At 72.2% G+C, this 454-nt stretch carries 1 pseudogene; it reads left to right on the forward strand.

Going from position 1 to position 454, the window contains the following annotated elements:
- Positions 1-454: pseudogene (locus ACT84W_RS05790) on the forward strand (hypothetical protein); the annotation flags it as partial.

Here is a 454-nt window from a genome sequence, read left to right on the forward strand (position 1 = left end):
ACGCCCGGAACGACGAGGAGGAGAACTGACGGCACTTTCATGGAACCAGGTCGGCTCGCTCAAGGGCCCGCAGGGCCAGCGCGGCGAGACCGGCCCGCAGGGCGAGAAGGGCGGCAGCGTCCGCATCGCGACCGTCGACGTGACCGACAACAGCGACGTCGCGTTCTCGGCGCTCACGCCGTCCGACGGCGTCAAGGTCGGGGACGTGGTCCTCGACGCCATGGGCCAGGCGTACGCCGTCGTGTCGGTCAACGCCGGCGCCTCGACGGCCCACGTCGGCACCGCGGTGCCCGGCTACACGGCCAAGGGCCCCAAGGGCGACGTGGGACCGGCGGGCCCGCGCGGCGAGAACGGCACGTCGGTCACCGTCAAGGGCGCCGTCTCCGACAAGTCGAAGCTACCGGCCGACGCCGCCATCGGCGACACCTACGTCACGAGCGACGACGGCCACATG

The sequence above is a fragment of the Paratractidigestivibacter sp. genome (assembly GCF_052362415.1).
In the GTDB taxonomy this organism is placed as follows: domain Bacteria; phylum Actinomycetota; class Coriobacteriia; order Coriobacteriales; family Atopobiaceae; genus Paratractidigestivibacter.